23 protein-coding genes are annotated in these 26,139 nt (G+C 68.0%); 12 read left to right on the top strand and 11 right to left on the bottom strand.

Annotation, left to right across the window (positions count from 1 at the left end):
* Positions 1 to 18: 18 nt before the first annotated feature.
* The 4 genes from zwf to STHE_RS12190 all read right to left on the bottom strand — a co-directional run bounded on the left by zwf (position 19) and on the right by STHE_RS12190 (position 7,309).
* Positions 19 to 1,563 (bottom strand): glucose-6-phosphate dehydrogenase, encoded by a 1,545-nt coding sequence (zwf, locus tag STHE_RS12205; RefSeq protein WP_012872892.1) that lies wholly within the window; start codon positions 1,561 to 1,563, stop codon positions 19 to 21.
* A gap of 151 nt (positions 1,564 to 1,714) precedes the next feature.
* The gene (gnd, locus tag STHE_RS12200; RefSeq protein WP_012872891.1) at positions 1,715 to 2,620 is read right to left on the bottom strand and encodes a phosphogluconate dehydrogenase (NAD(+)-dependent, decarboxylating); all 906 of its coding nucleotides are present in this window, start codon (positions 2,618 to 2,620) and stop codon (positions 1,715 to 1,717) included.
* A gap of 255 nt (positions 2,621 to 2,875) precedes the next feature.
* Entirely contained in the window at positions 2,876 to 5,704 is a 2,829-nt protein-coding gene (locus STHE_RS12195) for a bifunctional transaldolase/phosoglucose isomerase (RefSeq protein WP_012872890.1), read from the bottom strand.
* A 384-nt stretch (positions 5,705 to 6,088) separates the two neighbouring features.
* Positions 6,089 to 7,309: a D-arabinono-1,4-lactone oxidase gene (locus STHE_RS12190; RefSeq protein ID WP_012872889.1), complete on the bottom strand. Its 1,221-nt coding sequence runs from the start codon at positions 7,307 to 7,309 to the stop codon at positions 6,089 to 6,091.
* Between the two features lie 343 nt (positions 7,310 to 7,652).
* Between STHE_RS12190 and STHE_RS12185 the strand changes: the two genes are divergently transcribed.
* From STHE_RS12185 to STHE_RS12175, 3 genes are all read left to right on the top strand, one after another.
* The gene (locus STHE_RS12185; protein ID WP_012872888.1) at positions 7,653 to 9,320 is read left to right on the top strand and encodes an ABC transporter substrate-binding protein; all 1,668 of its coding nucleotides are present in this window, start codon (positions 7,653 to 7,655) and stop codon (positions 9,318 to 9,320) included.
* A 67-nt stretch (positions 9,321 to 9,387) separates the two neighbouring features.
* A complete protein-coding gene (locus tag STHE_RS12180; protein WP_041399101.1) occupies positions 9,388 to 10,401 on the top strand; it encodes an ABC transporter permease in 1,014 nt (337 codons plus the stop codon).
* Between the two features lie 99 nt (positions 10,402 to 10,500).
* Complete coding sequence (locus STHE_RS12175; RefSeq protein ID WP_012872886.1) at positions 10,501 to 11,376, top strand: ABC transporter permease; 876 nt, start codon at positions 10,501 to 10,503, stop codon at positions 11,374 to 11,376.
* A 141-nt stretch (positions 11,377 to 11,517) separates the two neighbouring features.
* Here STHE_RS12175 and STHE_RS19065 read toward each other — a convergent pair whose 3' ends face one another.
* The 4 genes from STHE_RS19065 to STHE_RS12160 form a co-directional block, all read right to left on the bottom strand.
* Complete coding sequence (locus tag STHE_RS19065; protein WP_012872885.1) at positions 11,518 to 11,814, bottom strand: hypothetical protein; 297 nt, start codon at positions 11,812 to 11,814, stop codon at positions 11,518 to 11,520.
* Positions 11,815 to 12,533: 719 nt separating this feature from the next.
* Positions 12,534 to 13,454 (bottom strand): transposase, encoded by a 921-nt coding sequence (locus tag STHE_RS12170; RefSeq protein WP_012872884.1) that lies wholly within the window; start codon positions 13,452 to 13,454, stop codon positions 12,534 to 12,536.
* Between the two features lie 347 nt (positions 13,455 to 13,801).
* The gene (locus STHE_RS12165; protein WP_012872883.1) at positions 13,802 to 14,290 is read right to left on the bottom strand and encodes a peroxiredoxin family protein; all 489 of its coding nucleotides are present in this window, start codon (positions 14,288 to 14,290) and stop codon (positions 13,802 to 13,804) included.
* A 133-nt stretch (positions 14,291 to 14,423) separates the two neighbouring features.
* Complete coding sequence (locus STHE_RS12160; protein WP_012872882.1) at positions 14,424 to 15,551, bottom strand: class I SAM-dependent methyltransferase; 1,128 nt, start codon at positions 15,549 to 15,551, stop codon at positions 14,424 to 14,426.
* A 78-nt stretch (positions 15,552 to 15,629) separates the two neighbouring features.
* Between STHE_RS12160 and STHE_RS12155 the strand changes: the two genes are divergently transcribed.
* Positions 15,630 to 16,250, top strand: a complete 621-nt coding sequence (locus STHE_RS12155) for a TrmH family RNA methyltransferase (protein WP_041399098.1) — start codon at positions 15,630 to 15,632, stop codon at positions 16,248 to 16,250.
* 317 nt (positions 16,251 to 16,567) lie between these two features.
* Here STHE_RS12155 and STHE_RS12150 read toward each other — a convergent pair whose 3' ends face one another.
* Positions 16,568 to 17,044, bottom strand: a complete 477-nt coding sequence (locus STHE_RS12150) for an MgtC/SapB family protein (protein WP_012872880.1) — start codon at positions 17,042 to 17,044, stop codon at positions 16,568 to 16,570.
* Between the two features lie 425 nt (positions 17,045 to 17,469).
* On the opposite strand from STHE_RS12150, the gene STHE_RS12145 reads away from it, so the two are divergent.
* The 4 genes from STHE_RS12145 to pdxH all read left to right on the top strand — a co-directional run bounded on the left by STHE_RS12145 (position 17,470) and on the right by pdxH (position 20,405).
* Positions 17,470 to 18,390: a DMT family transporter gene (locus STHE_RS12145; protein ID WP_012872879.1), complete on the top strand. Its 921-nt coding sequence runs from the start codon at positions 17,470 to 17,472 to the stop codon at positions 18,388 to 18,390.
* 8 nt (positions 18,391 to 18,398) lie between these two features.
* Positions 18,399 to 18,830, top strand: a complete 432-nt coding sequence (locus STHE_RS12140) for a PaaI family thioesterase (protein WP_012872878.1) — start codon at positions 18,399 to 18,401, stop codon at positions 18,828 to 18,830.
* Positions 18,831 to 18,948: 118 nt separating this feature from the next.
* Positions 18,949 to 19,683 carry an HAD family hydrolase gene (locus tag STHE_RS12135; RefSeq protein ID WP_012872877.1) on the top strand — a complete coding sequence of 245 codons (735 nt, stop codon included), beginning with the start codon at positions 18,949 to 18,951 and terminating at the stop codon, positions 19,681 to 19,683.
* A gap of 62 nt (positions 19,684 to 19,745) precedes the next feature.
* Complete coding sequence (gene pdxH / locus STHE_RS12130) at positions 19,746 to 20,405, top strand: pyridoxamine 5'-phosphate oxidase (protein WP_012872876.1); 660 nt, start codon at positions 19,746 to 19,748, stop codon at positions 20,403 to 20,405.
* A gap of 58 nt (positions 20,406 to 20,463) precedes the next feature.
* On the opposite strand, the gene STHE_RS12125 is transcribed toward pdxH, so the two are convergent.
* Complete coding sequence (locus STHE_RS12125; RefSeq protein ID WP_012872875.1) at positions 20,464 to 20,649, bottom strand: hypothetical protein; 186 nt, start codon at positions 20,647 to 20,649, stop codon at positions 20,464 to 20,466.
* 161 nt (positions 20,650 to 20,810) lie between these two features.
* On the opposite strand from STHE_RS12125, the gene STHE_RS12120 reads away from it, so the two are divergent.
* Positions 20,811 to 21,089, top strand: a complete 279-nt coding sequence (locus tag STHE_RS12120) for a hypothetical protein (protein ID WP_012872874.1) — start codon at positions 20,811 to 20,813, stop codon at positions 21,087 to 21,089.
* Positions 21,090 to 21,412: 323 nt separating this feature from the next.
* Here STHE_RS12120 and STHE_RS12115 read toward each other — a convergent pair whose 3' ends face one another.
* On the bottom strand, positions 21,413 to 22,774 hold the full coding sequence (locus STHE_RS12115) for a glutamine synthetase family protein (protein WP_041400207.1): 1,362 nt from the start codon (positions 22,772 to 22,774) through the stop codon (positions 21,413 to 21,415).
* A gap of 654 nt (positions 22,775 to 23,428) precedes the next feature.
* Here STHE_RS12115 and STHE_RS12110 point away from each other — a divergent pair.
* The 3 genes from STHE_RS12110 to STHE_RS12100 all read left to right on the top strand — a co-directional run bounded on the left by STHE_RS12110 (position 23,429) and on the right by STHE_RS12100 (position 25,825).
* Positions 23,429 to 23,998: a WxL domain-containing protein gene (locus STHE_RS12110; protein WP_012872872.1), complete on the top strand. Its 570-nt coding sequence runs from the start codon at positions 23,429 to 23,431 to the stop codon at positions 23,996 to 23,998.
* A gap of 109 nt (positions 23,999 to 24,107) precedes the next feature.
* Positions 24,108 to 25,244: a WxL protein peptidoglycan domain-containing protein gene (locus STHE_RS12105; RefSeq protein ID WP_012872871.1), complete on the top strand. Its 1,137-nt coding sequence runs from the start codon at positions 24,108 to 24,110 to the stop codon at positions 25,242 to 25,244.
* Between the two features lie 14 nt (positions 25,245 to 25,258).
* Positions 25,259 to 25,825: a WxL domain-containing protein gene (locus STHE_RS12100; protein ID WP_012872870.1), complete on the top strand. Its 567-nt coding sequence runs from the start codon at positions 25,259 to 25,261 to the stop codon at positions 25,823 to 25,825.
* Positions 25,826 to 26,139: the final 314 nt, after the last annotated feature.

Raw genomic sequence — 26,139 nt, 5'->3', positions numbered from 1 at the left:
GTGATCCCGGCCGGTGTCCTAGGGACGGCGCCACTCGCGGCCGTCTCGGGCCAGGAACTCGTCAGCCTCGGGCGGCCCCCACGTCCCCGCCTCGTAGTTGGGGAACAACGGCGGCGGCGCCTCGGCCCAGCCCTCCAGGATCGCCGTGATCGGCCGCCAGGCTGCCTCGGTTTCGTCCCGGCGCGTGAAGAGCGTCGAGTCGCCGAGCATGCAGTCGAGCAGCAGCCGCTCGTACGCGTCGGGCGACTCAACCAGGAACGAGGTGCCGTACAGGAACCCCATGTTGACCGAGCGCAGGCGAATCTGCGGCCCCGGCACCTTGGCGGCGATCTTCAGCGAGATGCCCTCGTCCGGCTGAATTCGGATGGCTAGCACGTTTGGTTCCAGCGATTCGGCAGCCGCGCCGCGGAAGAGTGGGTGGGGCACGCGCTTGAACTGGATTGCGATCTCCGTTACCCGGCGCGGCATCCGCTTGCCGGTGCGCAGGTAGAAGGGAACCCCGGCCCAGCGCCAGTTGTCGATGAAGAGCTTGAGGGCCACGAAGGTCTCAGTCATCGAGTTGGGATCGACGTTCGGCTCCTCGCGGTAGCCTGGTACAGGCTGGCCGCCGACCCAGCCGGCGCTGTACTGCCCGCGCACGGTGATCTCATCCACGCGTGCCGGGTCGACCTGCCGGATGGCGCGCAGCGCCTTGACCTTCTCGTCCCGCACGGCGTCCGCCTCGAAGGCGATCGGCGGCTCCATGGCGATGACGCTGAGGAGCTGCAGCATATGGTTCTGCACCATGTCGCGCAGCGCGCCGGACTGGTCGTAGTAGGCGCCCCGGCCTTCGATCCCGATGCTCTCGGCCACCGTGATCTGCACGTTGTCGATGTAGTTGCGGTTCCAGATCGGCTCGAAGATCCCGTTGGCGAAGCGGAAGGCGAGGATGTTCTGGACCGTCTCCTTGCCCAGGTAGTGGTCGATCCGGAAGACCTGCTCCTCCTCGAAGATGCGGAGCACGCGGTCGTTGAGCACCATCGCGCTCTGGAGATCCCGTCCGAATGGCTTCTCGACGATCAGGCGCGTCCAGCCCCCCGCCTCGCCCGGCTTGTTCAATCCGGCGCGACCGAGGTTGTCAACGATCGTCTCGTACTGGTCGGGGGGCGTCGCCAGGTAGTAGATGCGGTTGCCCTGCGTGCCGCGTTCGCGGTCGAGGCGGCGCAGTTCCTGGCCGAGCCGCTCGTAGTCGCCCGGATCTTCGAAGGTCCCCTGGACGTAGGAGATCCCCTGCTCGAACACCTCCCACATATCGGGGTCGACCGGCCGGCGGCGTGAGAACTGGTTGACACCCTCGCGCATCTGGTCGCGGAACGTGCCGTGCTCCAGATCACGCCGGGCATAGCCGACCACGCTGAAGCCGGGCGGCAGGAGCCCTTCCAACGCCAGGTTATAGAGCGCCGGCATCAACTTGCGGCGGGTCAGGTCACCCGATGCACCGAAGATCACCATGGCGCAGGGAGCGGGGGTCCGCTCCTGCGGCAGACCCTCCCGCAGCGGGTTCGCAACTGTGGCGCTCTGCATCGATGCCTCTTCCCTGCGTAGTTCGTGTTGCGTGTTGCGTCGGCCCTCACCCCCGGCCCCTCTCCCAAGGTTGGGAGAGGGGAGATGCTTCTCGCCTCATCTCCCTATCCCTACGATCGGGAGAGGGGGGCAGGGGATGAGAGCCAAGTACTCACTCGCCGCCACTCGGCTGCACCGCATGGCCTCCGAACTGGCGGCGCAGCGCGGCGACGACCTTGGCCGCGAACGAGTCCGGCTGCCGGGAGCGGAAGCGGGTCATCAGCGACAGTGTCAGCACCGGTGCCGGTACGTCCTGGTCGATCGCCTGGAATACGGTCCACCGCCCCTCACCGGAGTCCTCGACGTAGCCGCGGATCGACTCCAGATGCGGATCCTCCTTGAAGGCCCGCTCGGCCAATTCCAAGAGCCAGGACCGTACCACGCTTCCTCGGTTCCAGAGGGCGGCCAGTCCTGCCAGGTCGTACTCGAAGGGTGACGACTCCAGGATCTCGAACCCCTCGGCGTAGGCCTGGAGCATGCCGTACTCGATCCCGTTGTGGATCATCTTGGCAAAGTGCCCCGCGCCGCTCGGCCCCAGCAGCCGGTACCCATCCGGGGGCGCCAGGCTCTTAAAGGCCGGCTCGACAATGCGGAAGGCCGCCTCCTCGCCCCCGATCATCAGGCAGTAGCCCACTTCGAGACCCCAGATACCGCCGCTGGTACCCACATCGAGGTAGTGGATACCCCGCTCCGAGACCGCGGCCGCGCGCCGCACGGAGTCCTTCCAGTTCGAGTTACCCCCATCGATCAACACATCGCCCGGTGACAGCAGCGGGAGCAGCTTGTTGATCATGTCATCGACCGGGTCGCCCGCCGGGATCATCATCCAGATCACCCGCGGCGGCGCCAGCCGGTCCACCACCGACGCCGGGGTGTACGCCCCGACGGCGCCCTCCTGCTCCATCTCCTTGATCGGCTCCGGGCTCCGGTTGTGGACCACCACCCGGTGGCCGTCACGCATCAGCCGCCGCGCCATGTTCGAGCCCATGCGGCCCAGTCCGATGATCGCGAGATCCATGCACTCACTCCTTCGACGGTACGGTCCTCCGGCGCCAAAGCGGTCAGGGAGGGCATCACGCCCTCCCGTCCTGTGGCTGGCGTCCCCGCCTACATTCCAACCAGGTCCAAGGGCCGGGCGCGCTCCTGATCCTGTCCGCCCGGCGGGAACTGAGGGCCGCGCAAGGCGCCGTGCAACGCCCGCGCGCCCGTTCTCCTGTCATCATCAGGGCGAAACGCAGCACCCTGCCCGTCGTGCCCGTCCCATCAACCCCGATCAGCGCAGCGCGGCCGGCGCCAGCATCTGGAGGACCCGCTTCAGCCCGTGGACCGGATCGCCATGCAGCTCCAGCCGCAGCAGCGGCCGCCCACGCCGCCGGAGCGCCTCGAAGTCGCCCAGCGCCTGCGCCCGGAAGAGCGTCCCGAACGTGTACCCTTCCTCGGGAATCGGCAGATCGTGCTGTGGCGCAGCGACAATCTGGAGGAACGCCCCGTTCGACGGTCCGCCCTTGTAGAGCTGGCCGGTCGAGTGCAGGAAGCGCGGGCCGTAGCCGAGCGTGGTCGCCACTCCCAGCCGGTCGCGCAGCAGGTCGCGGATCTCCCGCAGCGGTACCTCCACCTCCGGCGTCGGGTCGAGGAAGACCATGATCGCCACATAGTCGCCCACGCGCACCTGGTCGACGAAGCGGGTCACCGCCTCGCCCACCGTTGCCGCCGGGGTTCCGACGACCGACACACCATCTTCCGACGCCTCGGGGGGCGGCTCGGGCAGGCCGCCGCGCTTGCGGAACTCCTCCAACAGCCGCTTGGTGTTGTCCTTGCTCTCCTGCACGTTCGGCTCGTCGAAGGGATTGATCCCCAGCACGGCCCCGGCCACGGCGGTCGCGAACTCCCAGCGCAGGAACTCGGCGCCGAGGTCCCACTGGTCCCGCATCCGCAGGCGGATCACCGGCTGGCCAGCCGTCTCCAGCGCCTCCAGCACCGCGTCGGTCTGCGGGTGCGGCTGGGGCACCAGGTCCAGCCCGACGAAGACCCGGTCCGCCCCGTAGTCCCCGGCGCTGGCCAGCGGCTCGTGGGCAACCGGGATGATCCCGGTGCCTTCCTTACCGGTGCTCTCGGCGATCAACTGCTCCAGCCAGTCAGCGAGGCGCTCCAGAGCCGGCTCGAAAACGAAGGTCAGCTTGTCGTGGCCCGCCAGCGCCAGCCCACCGAGCGCCGCACCAAGCCAGAGGCCCGGGTTATCAGCGCCCGGCTGCCGTAGCCGGTCCGCCATTGGCCCGACTCGCTCCAGCAGCTCACGCACATCGAGCCCGATCACCGCGGCCGGCACCAACCCGAAGTAGGAGAGCGCCGAGTAGCGCCCGCCGATCTCGGGCGGGTTGAGGAACGTGTGACGGAAGCCCTGCTCCGCCGCAATCGCAGCCAGCGGCGTCCCGGGGTCGGTGATGGCGATGAAATGGCGCCCTGCCTCCGCCGCGCCGAGTCGATCCACCATCAGTTTGTGGAAGTAGCGGTAAAGCGACAGCGTCTCAACGGTCGTGCCCGACTTCGAGCTGACGATGAAGAGCGTGCGCTCGAGGTCCAGCTCCTGGGTGATCCGTGCGATCGCGTCCGGATCGGTCGTGTCGACCACCACCAGCTCGGGGAAGCCGATCTGGTTTCCGAACGTGTGCTGGAACACCTCCGGCGCGAGGCTGCTGCCGCCCATGCCGAGCAGCAGCGCCCGCTCGAACTGGGCGCCGCGGATGTCCTCCTGTAGCGCGGTAAAGGTCTCGATCTCGCCCAGCATCGCCGCGGGCACATCGAGCCAGCCAAGCCGGTTGGCAATCGCCGCCTGCACCGCCGAGTCATCGCTCCACAGGCTCGGGTCACGCTGCCAGATTCGCTCGACGAAGCGGTCGCGCGTCAGCCGGTCGAGGGCGGAGCGGACCGCATCATCAAAAGGGCCGAGGTTGGCCGACCTCCCCCCGGTCGGGCCGGTCAGCAGCGCCCGCCTCTCGGCGATCCCCTTGAGCAGGTTGTCGTACGACTTGGCGAAGGCCGCCACGCCCTGCTCCTGGAGCAGCGTCGTGACCTCGTCGTAGTCGATGCCCGCCTCGGCCAGTCGCTCCAGCGTCTGCCGGGCCTCCTCCACCCCCTGCTCGACCGTCTCCGCCACCACGCCATGGTCGCGGAACGCCTCCACCGAGACCGGGGCCATCGTCTGGACCGTGTGCGGGCCGATCAGCGGCTCGATGTAGGCCACGTCGCTGTACGCCGGGTTCTTGGTGCTGGTGCTGGCCCAGAGCGGCCGCTGCATCCGCGCGCCCTGCTGCTGGAGCGCCCGGAAGCGTTCGCCCTCGAGGAATGCCTTCCGGAACTCCTGGTAGGCGAGCTTGGCGTTGGCCACCGCCACCTTCCCGAGGAGCGACTGGAGCAGCTCCCGCCGTGCCGGGTCGCTCGTCTCCTCCAGCATCTGCTCCACCCGGCGGTCCACCTCGGTGTCAACCCGGCTGACGAAGAAGCTGGCGACCGAGTTGACGTGGTCCAGCGGCTGCCCGGCCGCGGCCCGGCGCTCCAGCCCGCGCAGGTAGGCCTCGATCACCTGCCGGTAGTTGTCGAGCGAGAAGAGGAGGGTGATGTTGACATTGACCCCGTCGGCGATGAGCTGCTCGATGGCGGGGATCCCCTCCGGTGTGCCCGGCACCTTGATCATCACATTGGGCCGGTCGATAGTTGCGAACAGGCGCTTGGCCTCAGCCACCGAGCGCTCGGTGTCGGTGGCGAGGTATGGCGGCAGCTCCAGCGAGACGAACCCGTCACCGCCCCCGGCTGCATCGTAGACCGGGCGCAGCAGATCGGCCGCCATGCGGATATCCTCGATGGCCAGGGCCTCGAAGATCTCCTCATCGCTCTTGCCCTCCGCCGCCAGGCGCTCGATGTCCTGGTCGTACTCGTGCGTACTGGCGAGCGCCTTCTCGAAGATGGTGGGGTTCGATGTGATGCCGCGCAGGCCGTCCTGCTCGATCAGCCGGGCCAGTTCACCGGTGGTGATGAGGACCCGGCTCAGATTGTCAAGCCAGAAGCTCTGTCCGAAGTCGGCGAGGCGCTGCAGTGGATTGGCCACGTGGGGTCCCTCCCGTCGTGAATGGTTCCCGGTGGTGGGGTCGCCACCGGTCCGGTGTGGACCGGACGGTCGCGGAGGGGGCCAGTACCCGGCCGGGCAGAGACGCTGCCAACGCCCGCCGGAGCAGCCCGCCAGCATCGCGCATCCCGCCGGCCCATGCTCCACCGTACAGTATACGCCTAGCAGAAACACTGCCAGGTGAGGAAAGGCCTCACGGTAGCGTCCCACGGTTCCAGGGAATGGGAGCAGTAAGCAGGGCGCCAATGAGAAGCCCCCTGGAAGCAGGCATTGCCACCGGCGCCTGGGGTGATCGCGCCGGTGGCTGAGTTCCTGCCGATTGGTGCTCTTGCCGCTAGATGACGTCCTGGCCGCCCGCTCCAGACCTCAGTCGATGAGCAGCTCGCGCAGGTAGGGACTGAGGAAGCGGCCGTTGGGGTCGAGTCGCTCGCGGACGGCCTGGAACCGATCCCATTCCGGATACAGGTCTCGGAGATCGCGCGCCGTGAGCCAGTGGATCTTGCCCCAGTGGGGTCTACCCTGGAAGGCGCGGAAGATCGCCTCGACATCGCGGAAGAAGTCCTCGTACGGCAGCGATGCCCCCTGGTGCACAGAGATCGTCACGGTCTCCCGCCCATAGGCCGGGCTGAGCGGAATGTCGTCCGCGGCTACGCTCCGGTACTCGATCGGCCAGGTGACGTCGGAGTAGCGCTCCTGCACGAGGCGCCGAATCTCAATGAAGCAATCCGGGCCAAGTGATGCCGGGACGGCGAACTCGATCTCGTTGAAGCGGTCGGACCGTTCCGATGGGAAGATCCGGTAGCTCCAATCGACGCGCTCCGGGCCGACGTAGCGGTCCACATGCCCCGGTGGCGCGTACGGCCACTCGTGAGGCGGGGTTGGCTCGTCATCGGTGGGGTCCAGGGCCTTCATCGCGCAGGTATCCGTGTTGGGACACCAGAAGAACTCGAAGTGCCGCGTCGCCTGCATCAGCGTGGGTAGCTGTTCCAGGCACTCGTCCACGGAGGCGGCCCAGGTCCGCTCACGGAGACGATAGGCCGGGACCAGGCGAAGCGTGAACTGGGTGATCACGCCGAGCGCGCCCAGCGAGAGGCGTGCGACGTGGAACACGTCCGGCTCTGTGGTCGCGGAACAGTCGAGGATGTCGCCGGAGGCAAGCACGAGGCGCACGCCGGCGACCTGGGTCGCCAGGTTGCCCAGACGCACGCCGGTGCCGTGCGTGCCGGTGCTGATGGCCCCGGCGAGTGACTGACGGTCGATGTCGCCCTGGTTCTCCAGGGCGAGGCCTGCCCGCCACAACGGCTCGCCGAGCTGGTGGAGTTTGGTCCCGGCCCAGACCACGGCCTGCTGGCGATCTGGATCGGTGTCGATCACGCCCTGGAGGTTGTCGAGCGAGAGCACCACGCCGTCGGTCGCACAGAGCGGCACGAAGGAGTGGCCGCTTCCCGCGACCCGGACGACTGCGTCGCTCTCCTCCGCGGCGCGCACGAGGTCGATAACGTGCGCCTCGGATTCGGGCACCTCGACCCGTTGCGGGGTGCACGAGACTCCGCCGGACCAGTTGGACCAGGACACCGTCCGCGACACGATCCATACCCTCCCCCCGACATGCACCCACTCGCGCGTGCTCGAGACGCGCTGGATGATGCCCGGATGCTGATTAACAGGGTTGACAGCTCTCGGGAGGCATACTCCTGTCTAAGGCGTCAATCGGCAATAGAACGCGCGGTGCGTGAGAAGAAAGCAGCTCAGAGCGCCGCGGCCCTTAGCAGTGCGTGAAGGCTCGCCGGCTACCCCGGCCGTGATCCGTCGGTTCACACCGGCACCGGCCGGCCGTTCGGCGACGATTCGCTCGCGGGGCACCCATTTCGTGGGGGCAGGGATTGGCTCATCCCCTGGTGAGAGTCGCCGGGGAGTGGAGGAGGTGGGCATGCTCGGCACGTCACGTCGCTGGCCGTATCTGGTGTTAGTGTTCCTGCTCCTGATCTTCCCGGTGGCCTGTGGATCAGGCAGCTCGGCCCCGCAGGAAAGCGGAGATGCGACAGAGGCGCCGACGGACGCGCCGAGCAATGGCGAACAGTCGGGCAAGCGTCTCGTCATCGCTCGCCACACCGATATCAACTCGCTCGACCCGCACCGAGCGTTCTGCGACACCTGCCAGATCGTCATCACGGCGACCTACCAGCGCCTCGTGGGCCTGGATCTGTCGGATAACCGGACGCTGATCCCCCAGCTTGCGACCGAGTGGTCCTCGAATGAGGACCTCACGCAGTACACGTTCAAGCTGGACGAGCGCGCGACCTTCGCGGACGGCTCTCCAGTGGAGGCGAAGGACGTCAAGTGGTCGCTCGAACGGTTGCATAACCTGAAGGGGTCGCCCTCCTTCTTCATGGATGGCCTGGAGAGCATCGAGACACCGGACGACCGAACCGTCGTGATCAACCTCGCCAAGCCGGATTCCGCCTTCCTGGCCAAGATGGCGTCGCCTTACGCCGCAATCGTCAACAGCGACCTGGCCATGGAGAATGGCGCGACGGCGGACCCCGACGCAGATACCACGGATACCGCCGAAGCCTGGTTCATGTCGAACTCGGCCGGGAGCGGTCCGTACGTCCTGGTCAGCTATCGAGAGCGGGACGAGATCGTGCTGACCGCGAACGAGAACTTCTGGGGCGATCCCCCGGCGATCAAGGACGTGACCATCCGCGAGGTGATGGACGCTGTTGCGCAGCGGCAGTTGCTGGAGGGCGGTGACGTCAGCATCGCGATGCAGATCAGCCCGGACGTCGCCGCGGACATGCAGTCTGGGGGCGATATCATCATCGAGAACGTCCCCTCCTTCAACTTCCTCTACCTGGTGCTGTCGCCAGGCGCGCGGGGCCTGGGCGATGAGTTGAATGAGAAGGTCCGCCAGGCGATCCGCTACGCCATCGACTACGAGGGGTTGATCGATGTGACGCTGGGTGGGGCTGGCCGGAAGCAGGCTACGGCGATCCCCAACGGCTTCCTCGGCACGGAAAACCTCCCGCTGCCGGAGCGGGACCTCGATCGGGCGCGGCAACTGATGGCAGAGGGCGGCTACCCGGACGGGTTCACCATCGATGCTCGCTACCCGAACATGAACGTCTACGGGGTCGACTTCAACATCATGATGCAGAAGATCCAGACCGACCTGAAGGAGATCGGCATCGAGCTGAACCTCCAGCCGATCGAGTTCGCGGTCTGGCTTGAGGAGCGGGTGGATCCGGGCATCCCGGTCTCCGCCGGCTACTACGCGCCCGACCATACCGATCCGTCGCAGTACATCGAGTACTTCGCGATGATCCCGGGCGGCGCGTGGGCTGGTCGCGTCGGCGGCCCCGACGCGGGAGATGTGGTCAACGACACGGTTGTCGAGCTCTACGCGCAGGCGCTCGCGGCGAGCGATGAGGCAACCCGGGCCGAGCTCTACGAACAGATCGGCCGCGAGATGATCGAGGAAGCCTACATCATCGCCCTGATGAACCCTGATCTGGTGCTGGCCTACCGTTCGGACGTCCAGGGGATGCACTACAGCGGGTGCTGCAACCTGGAGATCGCCAAGCTGAGTTGGAAGTAGCCCCGAGCGCCAGGCCACGCGTTGTCCGTGGCCTGGCGCCGCCTTGGCTGGCGGAGAGTGAGGCGGAGTGACGCGGTTTGTCATGCGCCGGCTACTCCTCATGCCGGTGCTCCTACTTGGCATCGTCACCCTGACGTTCGTCGTCTCGCGTACCGTGCCGGCGGACCCGCTTGCCTCGATCGTGGGGGAACGGCAGCTGCACAACGAGCAGGTGGTGGCAGCGGCCAAAGCGCGCTGGGGGCTGGATAAGAGCCTTCCTGAGCAGTACGTGATCTATGTGACGAACCTGCTGCGCGGAGACCTGGGGACTTCCTTCCGTACCAAGTCGCCAGTGGCAGATGATCTCCTGCGCCGGCTCCCGGCCACGCTGGAGCTGACGCTGGCAGCCATGCTGTTCGCGGTGTCGGTGGGCGTCGTGCTCGGGATGGTCGCGGCACTGAAGCGCGATTCCTGGGTCGACCACGTCGCCCGGCTCGTCGCACTGATCGGATCATCGATCCCGGTGTTCTGGGCGGGACTGATCGCCCTCTTCATCTTCTACGGCAAGCTCGGGATCCTCCCCGGCCCCGGTCGCCTGGACCCGCAGCGAAACCCGCCCCCGGAGTTGACCGGGCTCTACACGATCGACGCCCTCGTCGCGCTCGACTTCCCGTTGTTCTGGGATGCGCTGAGACATCTCGTGCTGCCGGGTGTCGTCCTGGGCTGGCTCGTGCTCGGGATCATCTCGCGCCTGGTCCGGGCGAGCCTCATCGAGGTGCTCAGCCAGGACTATGTGCGGACCGCGCGGGCGAAAGGACTGACGGAGACGCGCGTCATCGTGACGCACGCACTGCGTGGCGCGCTGATCCCGGTTCTGACCATCATCGGGCTTTCGTTCGCCTCGCTGATCGCGGGTGCGGTCCTCACCGAGTCGATCTTCGCCTGGCCGGGGATCGGATCGTACGCCGTGGAGGCTGCGCGGACGCTCGACTTCCCGGCGATCATGGGCGTGTCGATCTTCGTCGGCGCGGCGTACATTGTCACGAATCTCGTGACCGACGTGGCCTATGCGCTGGTCGACCCACGTGTTCGCCTCTCGTGATCACGCGACTCGGCTGCTGCGGCCTCACCCGGCGGGTCATGGAACGGAACGCACCAGAGTCCCGCCTACCAGGCGGAACGAAGCACCAGGGTGGGATGAATGACGGTTGACACGACGCTCGCTGAGGAGCATTCACGGCACTGGTTCCCCGCGCTGCGTCTTCGTTCGCGGCGTGTGCCCGTCCCGGTGCTGGTGGGTACAGCGGTACTGGCGTTGTGGGTCGTGGTCGCGCTCACCGTTCAGTGGTGGGCACCGTTCGGGCCGCTCGACCCGACGAGCACCCGGCTGAGCGGCCCCAGCCTCAAGCACCCATTCGGAACCGATGCGCTCGGCCGCGATGTCTTCACCCGGACGCTCTACGGGGCAAAGATATCGCTACGGATTGCCGTGATCGTGATCGCGGCCTCGGCCGGGCTGGGCTGCCTCGTCGGTGCCATCGCCGGGTTCTTCCGGGGATGGGTCGATGAGGTCCTCATGCGCATCTCAGACATCACCCTGGCATTTCCCCCGATCGTGCTGGCAATGGCGATCACGGCGGCACTCGGCCCGGGTATCGGCAATGCCATGATCGCCATGATCATCGTCTGGTGGCCGGTCTACGCACGGCTCCTCCGGGGCCAGATCCTGGTGGTGCGCGAACAGGATCACGTGCTGGCCGCGGTCGCGATGGGCGCGTCCCCCAGGCGGTTGATGGCGCGCCACATCTTGCCACTCTCGATGTCATCAGTCCTGGTCAATGCGACGATGGACTTTGGGCAGGTCGTGCTGCTGGCCGCGTCGTTGAGCTTCATCGGCCTGGGGGCGGTGCCGCCGGAGCCCGAATGGGGCGCGATGATCCGCGAAGGTGCGGCCCGCTTCTACCATTGGTGGGTCGCCGCGGGACCGGGTCTCGCGATTCTGTCGGTCGCGCTGGCATCGAACTTCCTCGGCGACGGCATCCGGGATTTCCTCGACCCCTCCTCGCGTCGTCGCTAGCGCACCTGTTGTTCTGCCGCGCGGCATCTGCGCCTGCGCTGGGTGGGCGCTGCCAGGAGCACCTACTCGTGTGACCGGGACAACACCCGCTGCGGTGCCCAGCGCAACGATCACGCGCTTACGCGGGTTGAAGCACGCCGGTCAAGCGGCGCTGGCGTCGTCGGCGTAGTACCCGCGCTGGTAGAGCCAGCGATGGAAGCGGAGCCAGGCTACGGCCTTGGGAGAGAGGGATGGATCCGGTTCCGGCTCCGACTGCGCACGCCGGGCGGAGACGTGCGCCAGATACGCAGCCCACGCCTCGCGGTAGGCTCTGAGACTTAGCGGATCGCGTAACGCACGGAAGTGGAGCTCTCGCGCGCTGTCGTATAGCCGCTGCCCCTCGGGACAACGGACACCCTGTTCCGGGCTACAGGAACAGGTTAGCGGACTATCCGACATCGTCGTCATTCCTCCATCGCGAGGTGCACCTCGCGCCTCCTCAGTGAGCCGGCCGGCCTCCACATCGTCCCCCATGGCGGTCATTGCACGGCCCGGCCGTCTCGGAAGTTCACCCCAACCTGAACATTATTTCACAACTTCGGTCCCATGCCCAGCCGCGAAGGCGGGCGGTGCGGGGATCTCCGTGCGGTGCTGAAGGCCCGGGGGTAAACCCCAGGGCTCACAAGGAAAGCCGGCTTATGATCTTTCAGAACTTGGTCGGGCTATACTGGGCGGTGCTGGGGGACAGGAGCGAACGGAGCCACCGGATGCGCCGGCATACCCTGGAGTTGCCCCCCGCCGAGCGCGTCGCCCTGGAACGGACACGCGACCGCGATCCCCGGCCCCTCCCTGCGCGAGCGCGCCAGCGCCATGCTTCAGATCGCCGACGGGCAGTCGGCCCGCCAGGTGGCGCGCCACGGGCTGTACACACCGTGCAAGCCGGAGGCGGTCTGCCGCTGGCTGGTCACCGAGCGGGCGCATGGCCTCGCGGGACTGCGGCAACGGCCCGGGGGCACCGGGGTTGTTCCCCCTCCGGACGGACAGGCGCTCATCGAGACGCTGCACCGCCCTCCGGCGGCCTCCGGGCTGCCGCAGCCCCGCTGGCGCCTGGCTGACCTGCGGGCAGTCTGTCCCGCCTTCGCGGGCTACAACGCCTGGTGTGAGTTAGGGCGCCGCGGCTACCAGGTGATCAGGTTGGCCACGGCCAGCAGCGGCCGTCCCCGCTGCCGATTCAGCCAGCAGCAGAGATTGTGCAGCGCCACCCGGGCCGCCAGCCGCGCCTGGAAACCTGCCAGGGTGTGCGGCCGTTCGCGTGCCAGCCCGAAGGTGTGCCGCAGCCGCCCGATGACCGTCTCCACGATCTGGCGATGGCGGGCCACCCAGCGGCGGACCGCCGTGGGCCAGCGCCGCCGACTGCCTCGCTGCGGGGTGGCCACCAGCCGCACGCCATAGGTGGCCACCAGGTGCGCCTCGTCGTCCTCGCCGCCAAAGCCACTGTCGGCCAGCTCGATCCCGACCGGGCTGCCGACACTGGGCAGGCGGGGATCGGGGTGGGCGCGGGCAGCGATCAGGGTCTCGGCCAGGGGGCGCTCGTTGGTGCTGGCCGGGGCCACGCCCCAGCCGGTGATCGCCCCCTCCAGGCTGACGGTGGTCAGCACTGCCAAGCCGGCGAACCAGCCCAGGCGCAAGCTGAAGCCGATGTTGGCCTCACCGGCCAACCAGCCTCGCCCCCGCCGCTTGGTAGTGCGCACCGGGGCCGGGGCCACATCGAGGACGTCACAGGCGACGGGACCCCGTCCGAGCTGCTCGGCCAGATACAGCGCGAACTGGGCCAGAGCGGCCTGATGCCGCCGCAGCAGGCGGTTGTACTGGCTGCGATGGGGGAGCGTCGGGAAGTAGGGGCGCAGGTGGCGCTCGGCAGAGCGAGAGCAGTCCTGCTCACGGGAGAACCTCATCCACTGCCCAAAGATGGCCAGGGTCAGCACCTCACTGCGGCTCAGCGCGGGCGCGGGACCGGGGTGCGTCTCGGGCTCCAGCTCGGTCTGGCAGCAGGTGTTGACCAGGACGGAGACTGGGGTCAGGAAGGTGTCCACCGTCATCGGGAGCTCCGCTCGTGGCAGCGACGGGAGAACACGCTGGTATGGCGGTGGACACCTTTCGCTGTCAAGGGGGCACGACACGCCCTCGGCTAACTCACACCAAGCGTTTCAGCCCCGGGCACGGACCAGTCGGTGAATACCGTGTCACCGGGCTGTGAGCCATGCCCCATCCCCAGCCGGCTATAGCTGGCTTCCCTCGTCAGCCCGGGGGTTCACCCCCGGGTCCATGCCGACCGCATACACCCGACGAATTCGTCAAACTCCATTGGCCCCGGACACGCGCCACACGGTGAACCACGTGGCTTGCCGGCGCTCCCGGGGATGGCGCGCGGTATCGCAGATCCGGATCAGCACTCACACGCGACAAACTCGAGCCAGCCGGGCACCTCCTCGGGTGCCATCATCTGGTGCGTCGCGTCGGCGACCGAGGCGTCGTAGATCGTGCCGTAGCGGTCGGTGACGAAGATTGCGGCCAGCGGGGCGCCATCCTCCACCAGACCGAAGCGCGCATGTACCGCCAGGTCGGCGTCGGCCACGACGGGGAAGGGGAGGTCGAGGTCATGGCGCAGCGCCTCCGCCGCGGCAGGTTCTCCCGCAACGACCGCGATCACCTGGCCGTCTTCCGCCCGCGCGGCGGCGTACTGCCGGGCAAGCCCGCGCAGCAGATCGCGGCACGCGGCGCAGTCCGGCCCGTGGCTGAAGACCAGGGCCAGGTTGCGCCGCATGTAGTAGTCGCGCGTCCGTATTGTCTCGCCGTCCGAGCCGGTGGCGGTGAAGTAGTCGATCTGGTCCCCACGACCGGGGATTGCGTGCCGCTTGGTGTCGGTGGTCGTCATGGGGGCTCCTTTCGTAGTGCGTAGTGCGTAGTAGATGGTGCGTACGGCGTCCTACGTGTCCTGCCTAGCGCCCGTCGCTTCTCCCGGCTAATCGCTCAACACGGAGCACGGAACACGCAACACGCAATACGCATTACTCCTCACGCCCCAGAGTCAGCACCCGGAAGCGGCCCATGCCGCCCGGGTCGATCAAGTGCATGACGGCGGCGCGGGCGGCGAGGTAGTCCTCGGCGGTGATCCCCGGGCGCCGCTGCATCGCGACCAGGATCTCGCCGATGCCGGCGTCGGCCAGGAAGTCGGCCTGGGTGGTCAGGTCGAGCACAGTCAACCCGTGGTCCCGCGCCGCGTCCATAAGGGCGGTGAAGTCCACGTGCGCGGTCAGGTCTTGCTCGCCGACGGCGCGGTACGGGTCGTCGTGGACGGTGTGCCGCGTGTAGGCCTTGAGCGTGCCGTCGCGCCGCTCCGGCCCGTACAGCTCGGCGGCCGGGTAACCATAGTCGATCACCAGCACGTAGCCGCGCTCCAGCGCGGCCGCTACCTCGGCGATCCAGCCCGTTGGGCCGAGCGCGATCTCCGCACGTTGGCCCTCGGCCAACGTGATGCCCTCGCGCGCCAGCCGGTCCGAAATCTCCGGGGTGGAGAGCGGCCCTGGCTCGTCGGCGAACCAGCCGTCGCGCCAGACGACGTAGATCTCCCGCAGTTCCCCGCCGTGCATCTCCACCCGGTGCACCGGGAAGGCGTCGACGAACTCGTTCGCCAGCACGCAGCCGGTGATCTGCTCGCCGGGCACCGGCTGGTGCAGGACGTCGGCGAACCCGGCTGCGTCCAGGCGCTCGGCCAGCTCCGCCTCTCGCACCGGGTTGATCTCGACCGGCTCGTAGCGGAGGGCGGTGAGGAGGTCGTCGCCATCGGTGCGGAGCCCATCGAGGATTGCCAGCGCGAGCGTGCCCGCCCCGGCCCCGTACTCCCGCAGCGTGAACGGCTCGGGCCGATCGAGTTGGCGCCACATCGCGGCGAGGCGGCGGGCGATGGCGTGGCCGAAGATCGCGTGCGCCTCAGGCGCGGTGATGAAGTCGCCCGCCCTCCCGGCGCGCACTGCATCGGTCCGGTAGTAGCCGTACTGGGGATGGTAGAGGGCCAGCTCCATGAACGCGGCGAAGGTGATGCGTCCCTCGTCGGCGATCCGGTCACGGATGATCGCGACCAGCGCCTCGTTGCTCTCGTCCCAGTACCCGCGCCCGCCGGCGCCCTGCTCGCTCATGCTGGGATTCTACCCTGCAACCCGGGTGCCGCCCGCCGTGAGTTGTCGCTACCCGCGGGCGGCCCGTAGAATCGAGGCATGGAGACGCAGGATGCCCGCCCGATTACCGAGCGGCGCCGTCGCCGAATGGTCGACGTCCTGGCGCGCCGCCAGCCGGACCTGACGGTTGTCATCGAGAACGTGCACGATCCCCACAACATCAGCGCCGTCCTCCGCTCCTGCGATGCAGTGGGGCTGCTGACGGTGCATCTCGTGTACACCATCGAGGAGTGGCCGGAGCTGAGCCGCGTGTCGTCGGCGAGCGCGGTGAAGTGGCTCGACATCGTGCGGCACGAGAGCATCGAGGCGTGCTACCAGGCGCTGCGCGCCCAGGGGTTCACCATCTACGCCACGCACCTGTCGGCCGCCAGCCGGGATCTCTACGACCTGGACCTCACGGGGCCGGTCGCGCTGGTGTTCGGCAACGAGCACCGGGGCGTCTCGGACGAGGCCGTGGCGAATGCGGACGGCTCGGTCGTCATCCCGATGATGGGTATGGTCCAGAGCCTGAATATCTCCGTCGCCTGCGCGGTGTCGCTCTACGAGGCACTGCGCCAGCGGCGCGCGGTCGGCGCCTACGACCGGCCGAAGCTCTCTGCCGAGGAGCGTCAGGCTCGGCTCGTGCGCTGGCTCCAGCGCGAGCGCCGGGTGCTGGAGTAGCCTCCCCCCATCCCTGCTCGTATCCACCCCCGGGTTGACGCGGTCGGTCAAGGGAAAGCCCACTGAAGGGGCTGTGGTGCCTCCATGCAGGCGTATTCGGTTCGGCCTGCCACCAGGCGCCGCGTCCCCAGCCCCTTCAGTGGGCTTCGCTTCCTAGCCGGGGATTGACCCTTGGGCACACATCTGGATGATGAACACCGTGTCACCGAGGGGTGAGCCTCAATTCCCCCAGCCGGCTAAAGCCGGCTTTTCCTCGTCAGCCCGGGGGTTCACCCCCGGGCACGTGCCGACCGCGTACACTCCAACAGCCCCGAACTCTAGTCGTCTTCCATGTCCTCGAGGCTATGGGTGGACTCCTCGGGACCGAGGCGGCGCTCGACGACCCGCAGTGCGACCAGCGTCAGCAGGCCGAGAACCGTCCCAAACACCGAAACGACGTAGTATCCCGAGCCGGCCACGGTGCCGATCGCGGCTGCGACCCAGATGCCGGCTGCCGTCGTCAGCCCATACACACGGTCCCGCGACTGCAGAATCATCCCGGCGCCCAGGAACCCGACTCCGGTCACGATGGTGGAGCCGATGCGGGTGACGTCCACCCGTACATTGGCCGCGTCGAACACGCCGAACTGCTCTGTGAGCAGGATCGACACGACCATGAAGAGGGCGGCCCCCTCGGCCACCAACATGTGCGTGCGGAGCCCGGCCGGCTTGCCCGTCATTTCCCGCTCCAGGCCGAGCAACGCACCCAGCACCGTCGCCACGCCGACGCGGAACAGGGCCTCGAATTCGCTCACCCGTCTCCTCCTCTCTCCCCCAGCAACCCGCGCACGCGAGAGCAACGCTCGTGCCATCCTCTGGAACGCGATAGGCAGAGCGTATCACGACCGGTCGGCGGTGTATCGGGGCAAGCAGGGTTATTAAAGGGGGGAGGGCCGGGGAGAGCCGGCCCTCAAGGGTTTGGGTGGACACCGGTGGGACGGCCGGCGTCCATCAGTGGAGCGGTTAGTAGGCAGGTGAGTTGTCTCTCGCGTCCGCTGCTATTGCAGCATCACTACTTCTGAGGATAGAGCCGAACCGCCCAGTTCGCATGACCCGCATGGGTTAAATCCCTAGTACTTTTTGGGGGTTCGCCTCACATTTGACCGGCTCGGGCACCAGCCCGTACGATTCGGCGGGCTGGGTGGACACAACACAAGGAGCGGGCGGCGGCAGGGGGAAGATGGAGCGGCGGGGGCAGGCGATTGGCATCGGGCTGGTCGTCCTCTCAGCGATTGGCTACGCCGGAACGCCCACACTCGCGGCGCTGGCGTACGAGGCCGGGATCAACGTCCCAACGACACTCACGCTGCGTTTCGGGGCGGCGGCGCTCCTCGCCTGGCCGTTCTTGCTGCTGCGGCGCGAGGCGGGCCTTCCCCGGTCGCACCTGGGTGGCCTTGCGCTCGCCGGTGCCCTGTTCGTCGCCAACACCAGCACGTTCTTTCTCGCCATCCGCTACGCGCCGGCCTCCACCGTGGCCGCCATCTTCTATAGTTACCCCGCGATCGTGACGTTGCTGGCGGTCCTCTGGCTCGGTGAGCGGTTGACCCTGGTGCGCGCGATCGCGCTCGCGCTGGCCATGATCGGCTGCCTGCTGACCCTGGGCTTCGACTTTGAGGGCGCTGACGGGCGCGGCATGCTGCTGGCCTTCGCCTCGGCTTGCTTCTATGCAGGGCATATCGTGGTCAGCAGCCGGGTTGTCCGGGGCCTGTCGGTCGTGCGGGCCAGCACCTGGATCATGAGCGGTATGGCGTTGATGTTCGCCGCCTTCGCCCTGCTCAGCGGCTCGCTGGATCTGAGCTTCCAGCCCCGCGGTTGGCTGGTGCTGGCCACGATGGTGGTAGCCAGCACGGTGGTTGCCGTCCTGGCGTTCCTCGCGGGCGTGATGCGGCTGGGCCCGGCGCGGGCGTCGATCATCGCTACGCTGGAGCCGGTGATGGCGGTTGCCCTGGCCGCGGTGGTCCTGCGGGAGGACATCGGCCTGATGCGCGCGCTGGGCGGGCTCGCGATCCTGACCGCGGTGGTGCTGCTGCGCCTCCCGGTCGCTGACGCCCCGGCGCGGCCGGCACTCGACGCGACCGGCGACGGCGGGCACGGATCGTAGGAGGGGACATGGGACAGGGGAACCGGATCACGCTTGAGCAGGTCGAGAAGCGCAAGGCCGGGACACTGCTCGACCTCATCGGGATCACCTACCACGAGGTGGGCGAGGGCCGGGTGCGGACGTCGCTGACGGTGCGACGGGAACTGCTCGCGCCCAACGGGTACCTCCACGCGGCGTCGGTGGTGGCGCTTGCCGATAGTAGCTGCGGGGTCGGCTGCCTGGCTTCCCTCCCCGAGGGGGCGGAGAATTTCACGACGATCGAATTGAAGACCAACTTCATCAGCACCGTCACTGAGGGAGAGATCACCTGCGAGGCGACACTTGTCCACGGTGGGCGGACCACCCAGGTCTGGGACGCGCGTGTCACCGACGCCGCGAGCGGCAAACTCCTGGCGCTCTTCCGTTGCACCCAGCTCATCCTGTATCCAAGGAAAGCGTGATCGGTGGTGAGTGAGGGATTCCCTCACCCCCGACCCCTCTCCCCTTGTGGGAGAGGGGAGGACGAATAGAACACGGATCACGGAACACGCGACACGCACGACGAGTGACGGATGACGCATGACGCATAACGAACACCGCGCCTGGCGCGGGCTGGTCCTGTTCGATATCGACGGCACGCTGCTGCGCGCGGGCGATCGCGCCCACCAGGCGGCCTTCGTCCGGGCCATGCAGGAGGTCTACGGCGTCCAGGCGACGCTCGATGGTGTGCCGCTGGCGGGCATGCTCGACAGCCAGATCGCGCGGCTGGCCCTAGAGCGGCATGGGCTCTCCACGGCCGAGATCGACGCGCGCCTGGCCGAGATGGTCGCGCGCATGGGCGAGCACTACGCAGCGGCGGTGGCTCGCGACAGCCGAGTCGAGTACCTGTTGCCGGGCGTCGTCGCGGTGGCGGAGCGGCTGCGCGACGAGGGCTTTGCGCTGGGTGTGCTGACCGGCAACGCGCGGGCCGTCGCCCGGGCGAAACTCGAGGCCGCCGGGGTCGCCCACCTCTTCCCGATCGGCGCGTACGGCGACTCCGCCCGCGAGCGCGGGCATCTGGTGGAAGCGGGGCAGCGGGAGGCGTGGGAGCACTACCGCGCGTCGTTCGACGGCCCGCGCACCATCCTGGTCGGCGATACGCCGCGCGACATCGAGGCGGCGCGGGCAGCCGGCGCCCGCGTCCTGGCGGTCGCAACCGGCCGCTACGGCGTGGACGATCTGGCCGCGCACGCACCCGACGCGGTGCTGCCCAACCTGAGCGACGTGGAGGCGGCGACCGCGGCGATCCATGCCATGGTCAGGGTAGCGCGGTAAGATGTGGGCGGACCGGCGCCAGGCGACGGCTGCCGGGTCGTGGGAGCGTGTGAGATCGAGGTATGAGTGACTTCGTCGAGACGAACCGGTCCCTGCGGACGCTGCGGAAGGAAGACGTTGAGGTCGGGCTGAACGAGGCGGACCTGGCGGACGACCCCTTCACACAGTTCAACCGCTGGCTGTCCGAGGCGCTTGCGCGCGACGTCCCCGAGCCGAACGCGATGACGCTGGCGACGGCCACCGGCGATGGCGTCCCTTCGGCGCGCGTCGTACTGCTGCGTGGCTTCGATGAGCGCGGTTTCGTCTTCTTCACCAACTACGAGAGCCAAAAGGGCCGGGAGCTGGCCGAAAACCCGCGCGCTGCGCTGGTCTTCCACTGGCCGGCTCTGGGGCGGCAGGTGCGGATCACCGGGGAGGTTTCTCGCGTCAGCCGTGAGGAGTCCGAGGCGTACTTCCACACTCGCCCGCGCGGCAGCCAGCTCAGCGCCTGGGCCTCCGAGCAGAGCGCGGTGATCCCCGACCGGGCGACGCTGGAGGAGCGCCTGCGGGAGATCGAGCAGCGCTTCCCCGAAGAGGTGCCGCTCCCCCCCTTCTGGGGCGGCTACCGGGTCAGCCCCACCGCAATCGAGTTCTGGCAGAGCCGCAGGAGCCGTCTCCACGACCGCCTGCGCTACACCCGCCAACCGGACGGCACCTGGCGCATCGAGCGCCTCTCGCCCTGACGAACGTAACCGGCCGAACCTTTCCAAGCCGGCTTATGAAGTTTGATGAATTACCGTGCTACACCGGAGCCGCCCGGATGCTGTCATCCTGAGCGGTGCCGGGGGCCGCGGCCAGCCGCGCCCGGCGACTCCGTCCGAGCCGAAGGATCTCCCCGGTGCGTGGCCGGTCTGACGCGAGATCCTTCGCTGCGCTCAGGATGACAGGCGCGCGGGAGCGGGTGGCTGGCGGGTACACCACGTTCATTCGTCAAACTCCATCAGCCGGCTTTCCTTGTCAGCCCGGGGCGCCGGGCGCATGTACCGCTCGCAGACCGCCCTGCAGCCCTGCGGCCCACGTGGCACGGGGCTGGCGGTATGGCGGTGCGCAGGGGGATAACCCGATTGGACGACCGCGAGGAGCGCGCGATGACGCAGACCATTCCGATCCGGCTGTGGCAGGGGGAGGTGGACCGGCAGGCGCGCAAGTTCTTCGGCCCCCAGCACCAGGGACTGGACCTCACTGTCGATGAGCCGGGCCATCTCCGTTTCGAGGGGGATGGTGGGTTCGTCGAGTTGACGATCCGGCCTGCGTCGAACAATCAAGTTCGCCTGACGATCGCGAACCAGGGGTTCGAGCAGGAGATCAAGGAGTTCCGCCAGCGGTTGGCGCGCCAGGCGGCGGCCGAAACTTCCACCTCGGACTAGTACATGTTGCATCACTGACGGCGGACCGCCGCGGTGAGGGGCGTGCGGGCAGTTATCCATGCCCGCGATGTCTTCGATGTCGGTGTTTGGGGTGCTGACCTCGGGGTTGACTCCGCCCCGGTACCGTGGCCGGGCGCACCGTTATGCGGGGGGTGCGCTCGACCACGGCCCGGGGAAGGGCGGGGAAGAAGAAACGGCTGGGTTATGGTGCCGGTGGGTGACTCCGTCCCCACGCGCCCGGCGTGGTGGACGGAGCACTTCGGCGTCTGGGTCGGCCCGAGAGGTGCCCCACGGCGGCGTGGGGCACCCGGGGCCGGCTCCCATCAATAGATCTCGAGGTACCGCTCGAGCTCCCAGGTGCTGACGTGGCGCCGGAAGCTGTCCCACTCCTGCTTCTGGGCCTCCAGCAGCTTCTCGACGACGTGCTCGCCGAGCGCCTCGCGCACGACCTCGTCCCGCTCAAGCTCGGCCATCGCCTCGCCCAGGGTGGCGGGCAGTGTGGCGACGTTGCGGCGGCGCAGGTCGTCCTCGGTGAAGTGGTACAGGTTCTCCTCGATCGGCTCCGGCAGCGGCAGCTCGCGCTCGATCCCGTCGAGGCCGGCAGCCAGCATCACCGCGTAGGCGAGGTACGGGTTGGCCGCCGGATCCGGACAACGCAGCTCGATGCGAGTGGCCGCGGTGCGCCCAGCGCGGATGGCCGGCACGCGGATGAGGGCCGAGCGGTTCTGCCGTGCCCAGCTCACGTACACCGGCGCCTCAAAGCCAGGGACGAGCCGTCGATAGGAGTTGACCAGCGGTGCCAGCACCGCCGCCATGCCCCGGGCGTGGGCGAGCTGCCCGGCGATAAAGTGGCGTGCCAGCTTCGACAGCCCGTAGTCGTCGGAGGTATCGACAAAGGCGTTCTCGCCCGACTCCAGGAAGGCCAGGCTCTGGTGCGTGTGCATGCCGGAGCCGTTGACGCCCTCAATCGGCTTGGGCATGAAGGTGGCATGCAGCCCGTGCTGCTGGGCGATCGCCTTCAGCGTGTACTTCATCGTGACCGCATGATCGGCCGTCGTCAGCGCATCGCTGTACTCGAAGTCGATCTCGTGCTGGCCGATGGCGACCTCGTGATGGCCCGCCTCCACCTTAATGCCGAAGGCCTTCAGCGCCTGGATCATGTCCTTGCGCACCTCGGCAGCCAGGTCGGTGGTCAGGTCGAAGTAGCCCCCCTGGTCGTGGGGCAGCGGCCGGACGCTGCCGTTGTCCTTGCGGAACAGGAAGAACTCCAGTTCCGGCCCGGTGTGGTAGCGATAGCCTATCTGGGCGAGGCGCTCCAACTGCCGGAGCAGGACCGCGCGCGGGTCTCCGGGAAAGAGATCGCCGTTCGGGTTGTGCACCCAGCAGATGACGCGAGCGGTAGCGTTGCGCCCCTGCTCCCAGGGAATCACCGCGAAGGTGGCCAGATCCGGCATCAGGAACATATCGCTCTCGGCGATGCGGGCGAACCCGGCAATCGACGAGCCGTCAAACCACTGCCCGTTCTGAATGACGTCCGGAAAAACGTCGATGGGGATCGACACGCTCTTTACGATCCCCATCACGTCGGTGAACTGTAGGTTGACGAACTCGACGCCCGCTTCCTCCGCGCGGCTCAAGACCTCCTCCGCGGTGGGTGTTATGGCGGACCGGATCGTCGGCACCATCTCGAGGACCACGGCTTTACCTCCTTCGCCCTGGCGGGCCGCGCTTTGTGGATCGGTGGGGAGCCGTCCTCCCCATCACAGTCGTTAGCCTACGGCCGAGGGCGGGGCCAAACTACGTTCTTCAACCCCAATCTGGACCCAATTCTTTGTGCGCGATGCACAAAGACGCGTGCTGAGGAGGGATCGCGTAGGGCAGACCTGCCCCTCGGGGTAGGCCCACTTATCCATTCGCACGGGCGGCGACGATACCTTCCGACACCTACCCCGATACGGATGGATAGGCCGGCGCTATGACGTCTGGGGGATTCTTGCGGCTGAGCATCCGCTGTAGACTCGCATCAGCACCGGAACAATTCGGCGCACGATAACTAACGAGGAGCCGCCTGACCTGCGGACGTGATGACCCCTGTGGTGAGCATGGACGCCGTGCCACCGGGCGAGCGAGTGGCGTACCCGGCCTCGGTCAGGCAGGACAGTCAAGCGACGCTTCGTCCCGCTCTGCTCCCGCAAGCCGGTCGGCCCTCACCTCGAACTTACGCTGGAGGGAGGCCATCGGCAGCAGATCCGCTCATACACCTGCGAACGTCATGCATAGCGTCCATCCCGGGAGGGAAGCTCCCGGGCAGACGTCACCTACTACAGGAGTGGAGGAACATGGATACACGGAAGTCTCGACTGACGCGCGTGCTCGCCAGCATGGGTCTGGCCGCAGCGCTGGCCGTCGGCGCGGTGATGCCCACGCTGGCGGCGGATTCGGCGACATTGGATGGGACTGCCAGTCTGAACGCGGGACCGCTGGACCTCGATGCGACTGGCCCGGTGATCTTTAGCGGCACGCTCAACGGGGAGAACCAGACGCTTACCACCGCCCCGGGTGCGTCAACGATCACCATCACGGACGCAACCGGTTCCGGTGCCGGCTGGAGCCTGTCGGCCAGCGCGACCCAGTTCTCCACTGGAGACGGCAATCACCAGTTGCCGGCGGATGCGCTGACTATCAACGAGTCGCCAGTGGCAGGCGTGACCGGCGAAGAGAGCGAGCTGCCGGCCACCACGACGCAGGCAACGCTGACCAGCACGCCCGCGGTGATCCTGTCCGCAGCCGAGGGCACGGGGATGGGCAAGTTCGAGGTCAACCCGACGTTCTCGTTGGATATCCCGTTTGATGCCTACGCCGGGACCTACGAGAGCACGGTGACGTTCACGCTCGCGGTGACGCCGTAGCGATCGGCCGAGCGGCGCGGCCGGACCTCTCCCGGCCGCGCCCACCCGGCGAACTGGTTGTCTGCAGCATCTCATGAAGCGATCGCTCGCCTCGAGGAGGCCATCTACGATGCGGTTCTTGTCCAATGCACTGCGGGTCGTGCCCGCCGTGCTCCTGCTCCTGCTTGCGCTCACAACCGCGGGCGCGGCGCAGGCCGCCGAGGAGGCGAGTTTCAGCGTGCAGCCCGCTTCCACGCAATCGACGAACGCGGCGTACTTCGTCTACGACGCCGAACTGGGTCAGGTGATTCACGACGAGGTCCTGGTCACCAACACCGGCGATGCGCCGGGCACGGCCCGTCTCTATGCGTTGGACGGTATGACCGGTCCGACCGGTGGGATCGTGTTTCCCGACGCCGACGCCCCTCGCTCGCAGGTCGGCGCCTGGGTGCAGCTCGACGAGACGGAGGTGACGCTCGGCCCGGGCGAGTCGCGCACCGTCGGCTTCACCGTGACCGTGCCGCGTGAGCTGCGTGCCGGCCACCACGTCGGCGGCATCGCCGCGCAGGGCACCGCGGTGAACGAGGGCAGCGGGCAATTCCAGGTCAACGTGCAGACCCGCGTCGTGACCGCGGTGCAGGTCAATCTGCCGGGGCCGGCGGTCGAGCACGTGACGATCGACGGAGTGACCCCCTCTGTGCAGGGATCGAAGCAGACGCTCCTGCTCGCCCTGCGCAACGATGGGAACCAGATGGTGAAGCCGCAGGGCACGGTCACCATTGCCGACGGCGAGGGGCGCGAGCTGCACAGCATCCCGCTGCAGGTGCACACGTTCCTCCCCGACACGGCGATCGAGTACCCGCTGATGATCCCCGGTGAGGCGCTCGCGGCCGGGGACTACCGGGTGGTGGTGGACCTGCAGTACGGCGCGCAGGGCGCGGCCCGCTACGAGGGAGCCTTCACCATCCCCGAGGCGCAGGCGGCGCAGGTGGACGGGGCGACGCCGGGTGAGCAGTCGGCGACGGTGACGGCCCCGGCGGAACAGGGGTTGTCGATCTGGATGATCGTCGCCGTCGCCGGCGCGGGGCTATTCGCCGGTCTCCTGTTGGCTGGCGGCGGGCTGCTGATCTGGCGACGCCGCGCGGCGGTGCGCCGATCGGAGGCGCCTGCAGCAGGGCAGGGCAGCGGCATGAGCACGATCCGGCCGTTCGTTCCCGCGTCCCGTGTGAGCACGGCCCGGACGCAACAGCCTAACGGTGACGACTAGGCAGGCGAGACGCAATGGTGACGCTGACCTCGCGACTGATCCGGATCTGCCTCGGTCTGGCTGCCCTGCTCGCACTGGGTGGTGCGCCCTCCGTGCTGGCGGAGGAGACGGTGGCCGGAGAGGCGGTCGTCACTGGAGGGCCACTCACGATGTCCGCCCGGAGTGGTCCGAGCGTGGCAAGCCAGCTCGATGGGACGGACCGCCGCGTGACGTCGTCCTTCACACTCGATGTCAGCGACGCCACCGGGTCCGGCGCCGGTTGGAGCCTGGGGATCAGCGCGACGCCGTTCACCACTGGCGGCCCGACCTCCCGCGCGCTGCCGGCCGACGCGATGACGATCACCGGCGTGGTCACATCCTGCGCAGCGGGGACCTGCACGGATCCGGTGAACACGATTGCCTACCCGTTGACCGTGCCTACAGGCCCGGCAGTGCCGCCGGTGCCATTCTTCACCGACGCGCCCGGCACCGGCATGGGCGCTTTCACCGTGTCGCCGACGGTGGAGATCGCCATCCCGGCGAACGCCTATGCCGGCCACTACACAACGACGATCACCCTGTCGATTGTGAGCGGGCCATAACCGTGCGGGGCGGTGACTCGACCAACGAGGGTTGAGGAGGATGGAGGACTATGGGGGACTCGCAGTCGTCGCGGCGACAGCCGTCCGTGCTGGAGAGCGGGCGGTCCTGGCCGCGGGTCATCCCATGCACCGAGCATGGGACCTCCGCCTGGTGCTATGTCCAGGAGGACGGCAGTCACATCGACAGTGATCAGTGCCGCTGTTCCCTGTTGCCGAGCGCGTACTGCCCGGTGGACGCGCATCGCACATCGGCGCTGGCATTCCAGCCGAATGGCATGGCCGGGCTGCTCGAACGTACGCGAGCGAACGGGCAC

The sequence above is a fragment of the Sphaerobacter thermophilus DSM 20745 genome (assembly GCF_000024985.1).
In the GTDB taxonomy this organism is placed as follows: Bacteria; Chloroflexota; Chloroflexia; order Thermomicrobiales; family Thermomicrobiaceae; genus Sphaerobacter; species Sphaerobacter thermophilus.
Note: the sequence above shows the minus strand (reverse complement) of the source record. Positions and strands in the feature narration are given on the sequence as shown.

What these genes read in the sequence shown, in the direction of transcription:
- STHE_RS12160 (WP_012872882.1), bottom strand. Translation starts at nt 15,551, where the DNA reads ATGAGCGAGCAGGGCGCCGGCGGGCGCGGGTACTGGGACGAGAGCAAC.
- STHE_RS12165 (WP_012872883.1), bottom strand. Translation starts at nt 14,290, where the DNA reads ATGACGACCACCGACACCAAGCGGCACGCAATCCCCGGTCGTGGGGAC.
- STHE_RS12185 (WP_012872888.1), top strand. Translation starts at nt 7,653, where the DNA reads ATGCTCGGCACGTCACGTCGCTGGCCGTATCTGGTGTTAGTGTTCCTG.
- STHE_RS19065 (WP_012872885.1), bottom strand. Translation starts at nt 11,814, where the DNA reads ATGTCGGATAGTCCGCTAACCTGTTCCTGTAGCCCGGAACAGGGTGTC.
- STHE_RS12135 (WP_012872877.1), top strand. Translation starts at nt 18,949, where the DNA reads ATGACGCATAACGAACACCGCGCCTGGCGCGGGCTGGTCCTGTTCGAT.
- STHE_RS12110 (WP_012872872.1), top strand. Translation starts at nt 23,429, where the DNA reads ATGGATACACGGAAGTCTCGACTGACGCGCGTGCTCGCCAGCATGGGT.
- gnd (WP_012872891.1), bottom strand. Translation starts at nt 2,620, where the DNA reads ATGGATCTCGCGATCATCGGACTGGGCCGCATGGGCTCGAACATGGCG.
- STHE_RS12115 (WP_041400207.1), bottom strand. Translation starts at nt 22,774, where the DNA reads ATGGTGCCGACGATCCGGTCCGCCATAACACCCACCGCGGAGGAGGTC.
- STHE_RS12155 (WP_041399098.1), top strand. Translation starts at nt 15,630, where the DNA reads ATGGAGACGCAGGATGCCCGCCCGATTACCGAGCGGCGCCGTCGCCGA.
- STHE_RS12140 (WP_012872878.1), top strand. Translation starts at nt 18,399, where the DNA reads ATGGGACAGGGGAACCGGATCACGCTTGAGCAGGTCGAGAAGCGCAAG.
- STHE_RS12175 (WP_012872886.1), top strand. Translation starts at nt 10,501, where the DNA reads ATGACGGTTGACACGACGCTCGCTGAGGAGCATTCACGGCACTGGTTC.
- zwf (WP_012872892.1), bottom strand. Translation starts at nt 1,563, where the DNA reads ATGCAGAGCGCCACAGTTGCGAACCCGCTGCGGGAGGGTCTGCCGCAG.
- STHE_RS12170 (WP_012872884.1), bottom strand. Translation starts at nt 13,454, where the DNA reads ATGACGGTGGACACCTTCCTGACCCCAGTCTCCGTCCTGGTCAACACC.
- pdxH (WP_012872876.1), top strand. Translation starts at nt 19,746, where the DNA reads ATGAGTGACTTCGTCGAGACGAACCGGTCCCTGCGGACGCTGCGGAAG.
- STHE_RS12145 (WP_012872879.1), top strand. Translation starts at nt 17,470, where the DNA reads ATGGAGCGGCGGGGGCAGGCGATTGGCATCGGGCTGGTCGTCCTCTCA.
- STHE_RS12125 (WP_012872875.1), bottom strand. Translation starts at nt 20,649, where the DNA reads ATGAACGTGGTGTACCCGCCAGCCACCCGCTCCCGCGCGCCTGTCATC.
- STHE_RS12120 (WP_012872874.1), top strand. Translation starts at nt 20,811, where the DNA reads ATGACGCAGACCATTCCGATCCGGCTGTGGCAGGGGGAGGTGGACCGG.
- STHE_RS12105 (WP_012872871.1), top strand. Translation starts at nt 24,108, where the DNA reads ATGCGGTTCTTGTCCAATGCACTGCGGGTCGTGCCCGCCGTGCTCCTG.
- STHE_RS12100 (WP_012872870.1), top strand. Translation starts at nt 25,259, where the DNA reads ATGGTGACGCTGACCTCGCGACTGATCCGGATCTGCCTCGGTCTGGCT.